Origin of the sequence: Neisseria benedictiae (assembly GCF_958267435.1) — a bacterium.
Classification (GTDB): Bacteria; Pseudomonadota; Gammaproteobacteria; order Burkholderiales; family Neisseriaceae; genus Neisseria; species Neisseria bergeri.
This window is the reverse complement of the sequence record NZ_CATQFV010000075.1, coordinates 1-3,131: the sequence shown is the minus strand read 5'-3', so window position 1 is coordinate 3,131 and position 3,131 is coordinate 1. Positions and strand designations below refer to the sequence as shown.

The following is a 3,131-nucleotide window of genomic DNA, read 5'->3' as shown; positions in this document are numbered from 1 at the left end:
CCCTTCCCTTCGGCTGTTTTGTCGGAAAGGATGTTGTGGGCGGGGTCGAAGGCGAAGGTTTCGCTGCGGCCGCTTTGGCTGTTGCGGGCTTCCTGAATGCGTCCGATTTTGTCGTAGATGTAATTGAGTACGCCGCTTCTTTGGTCGGCGCTTTGGATCAGGTTGCCGGCTTTGTCGTAGGCGTAGCGGAGGTTAAGTACGGTGCAACAAAGGCCGTCTGAAAGTTGGTTTTCAGACGACCTCTATGTCAACTGCTAATGAGATTGTTAAAGAACAAATTGTTCAGACGACCTCAAAGAAGATAGTGAGGTCATCTGAAAAACAGAAACCGCGGGCTACGGCTTGCTTTTTACGCTTTTAAATTCCGGTGGTGAATTTCTTGAAACTCATCCGAAATAAAATCTCCAAATTCTTCAAACGATTCAATAGGTAAATTAAAAATTTCTGGTTTACGACGAATAAGAAAACTTAAAATATGATAATGACTATTGGGTGTTTCAAGCAATTCAATGCTCTTGAGTATTTTTTGCATACCATCCTCTTCATCTATTTCTTGCTCGATGGAAAAGTCTGCATTGTGAGCCAATCCCATAGCAGGATTAATAGAAGTAATTTCACTTGGGGTTGGATCTTGGTAATCGGGATCTTGAGCAATTATCCGCCAGTCTGACTCTAGCTTTGATTCAAATAAGGTATGGCAGTCTAAAACGGTTTTGAATAGAATTGGGTAATTCCCAGCATTTTTATAATCGAATGGCTCAACTGGGCTTGAAGTAAACAAATCAAAAATTCCTACAGTGGCACCAAGCTTATTTTTAGCGATTATTCTACCGTAACCGAATAATTTATCAGCTATTTTAAAACAAAATAAATCACCATTCTTAAGATATCTATATAAAGTTCTGTTTTTTTCCCAATTAAAGATTTTCATAATACTTTTCCTTTTCTATAGCATAGAATGTTAAATTATTGGAAGATTTTTACAACCATTTTTGAGAATATGGTCTCTTCCCGCAACCATTGCTTCTTGTCTTTTAGCATTACGGGTCTTATTCTCAACAAATGAATGACATTTATTTCCTCTGGTTTTAGTTTTTTTAGGATTAAAATTACTTTTCTGACCTTTTTTAATTTTTTTTCCTGTAAGTGTTCCATGTTGTCGAATACAGCCTTCCTCATATCCACGGGCGGTTTCGTAATCCAAATCGCTATATAATTCTACTAAGCGTTCTGTTCCAACTAATCTTCCTGATTTTCTGTGTTGTTTTGCACGCGTTTTTATATTATCCGTAATACCGATATAAAAAGGTTTACTATCCCCTGGCCTATACAATCCATAAACAGAATATTTTTTTAATCCCAATGGATCTAACCAAATTTGAGCATTGGTGGCAAATTGATAAAAATTAGCTCCACCATCTAACCCAATCGGATCCTGATTCACAAACCGCCCCGCCTCAGGCTCGTAATAGCGCATCAGGTTGTAGTGCAGTCCGGTTTCTTCATCATAATACTGGTTTTGAAGTCTGAACGGTTGATGCACGTTCTGATAGACGCGTTCATCCTTTTTCAGACAGCCCCAGGCGGTGTATTCGCCGTACCATAAGAGATTGCCGTGGATGTCGGTCATCTCGCGCGGGATGCCGATTTGGTCGTTGTGGAAATAGGCGAGGTATTGTTTGCTGTCTTTGGCGTTGTCAAAGATTTGCGCCAGCGGTTCGTAGCTGTCTTGGTCGGTGTAGATATAGGTGTAGCTGCCTTTGTAGGTGTACTCCTGAAGTAACCGCGTTCCGTCCCAGACGAAGTGGGTGCGCTTCGGCTCGGTGCTCGTCCGGGCGAGTTTGTCTTGGCGTTCTTTGGAAAGCCTTCTGCCGAACGGGTTGTAGGCGTAGCGTCGGTTAAGTAGGGTACAATAAAGGTCATCTGAAAATATCGAATCTTACTTTTTGTTTTTTTTCTTAGGATTTAATTCTTCTTTACGTTGCTTATAAAATTGCCAATATTTTTTGTCTTCCATAGAGAAAGGTGTGTAACGTAACTCTTTGTAGGCAAGATCAAAATATTTATAAGCATTTTCCAAATCACCTAGTTCGTAATAGATAATACCTGCCCATAGAAATGTGCTGCCATCAGGAACTGTTTTTCGCGCCTCTAATGCAATATTTATCCATTCAAGTGCCTTAGAATAATCCTTTAACTCTTTAAATCTGCCAGAAATTTCAGAACATAACCCACTAGTTGGGGTTACGAATTGAGTAGCAGGTTTTGGAATTAAATCCCAAGCCTTCATTAACCCATCAATCCTTTCCTGAAGAGTTTTAGCCTGTCTCGACTCACACATAATATTATTAATTTTACTATTTAACTCAGGATTAATATCAGATAAATACATAGTTTTCCTTTCATTCATAACTCTTCATTAACAACCTTTAGGTAATTTTCCATTTTTAGGCTTGCGGGGTTTCTTATAACGTTCTTTGCTCTTTGCCCCACGGGAACAGTTGCCTGGTCCATATTCCAATCGATAATTATTGGGATCAAGCATCCATTTCCGTACTGCCTGAGACTTGGCTCCATAATAACGACCACAACGATTCCAATAAGAAACAGCATCTTCAGGATTATGTCCCATATGTGCATTTCTTAAAGAGTATTTTTTACCGTCTACATCTTTGAAGACTGCACCCTCGGGAATCTGTGAGGTACGTCTAAGTTTACTGATTTCCTCGGATGTAATACCTTCAATTTCTCCATTAGCTAACATACGTTGCATTACAGCCCATCCTGTCTTAGATACCTTGGATGGCGTTCTACCAACATAGGCATTCCTTCTCCATAAACCTAATGGGTCATACCAATCTTGTGTATTGGGTGAGAAGAAATACAAATTATCTCCACCAATTAATTTAATCGGATCCTGATTCACAAACCGCCCGGCCTCAGGCTCGTAATACCGCATCAGATTGTAATGCAGCCCGGTCTCTTCATCATAATACTGGTTCTGCAATCTAAACGGCTGATGCGCATCCTTGTAAACCCGCCCGTCCTTTTTCAGACGGCCCCAGGCGGTGTATTCGCCGTACCATAGGAGATTGCCGTGGATATCGGTCATCTCGCGCGGAATGCCGATT

The 3,131-nt window shown here is 40.6% G+C and carries 3 protein-coding genes and 2 pseudogenes; 1 reads left to right on the top strand and 4 read right to left on the bottom strand.

The window, feature by feature from the left end:
• A pseudogene (locus tag Q3O12_RS10960) lies at nucleotides 1-221 on the top strand (hypothetical protein); the annotation flags it as partial.
• Nucleotides 222-349: 128 nt separating this feature from the next.
• Here the strand turns inward: Q3O12_RS10960 and Q3O12_RS09580 are convergent.
• From Q3O12_RS09580 to Q3O12_RS09565, 4 genes and pseudogenes are all read right to left on the bottom strand, one after another.
• Nucleotides 350-931, bottom strand: coding sequence for an Imm26 family immunity protein (locus Q3O12_RS09580; protein ID WP_118778755.1), 582 nt, complete (start codon nucleotides 929-931; stop codon nucleotides 350-352).
• Between the two features lie 417 nt (nucleotides 932-1,348).
• Nucleotides 1,349-1,891: pseudogene (locus Q3O12_RS09575) on the bottom strand (RHS repeat-associated core domain-containing protein); the annotation flags it as partial.
• Nucleotides 1,892-1,939: 48 nt separating this feature from the next.
• Nucleotides 1,940-2,392 carry a tetratricopeptide repeat protein gene (locus tag Q3O12_RS09570; protein ID WP_019273239.1) on the bottom strand — a complete coding sequence of 151 codons (453 nt, stop codon included), beginning with the start codon at nucleotides 2,390-2,392 and terminating at the stop codon, nucleotides 1,940-1,942.
• A 27-nt stretch (nucleotides 2,393-2,419) separates the two neighbouring features.
• Nucleotides 2,420-3,131: RHS repeat-associated core domain-containing protein (locus Q3O12_RS09565; protein WP_301670234.1), on the bottom strand; the 712-nt coding region annotated here is incomplete at its 5' end.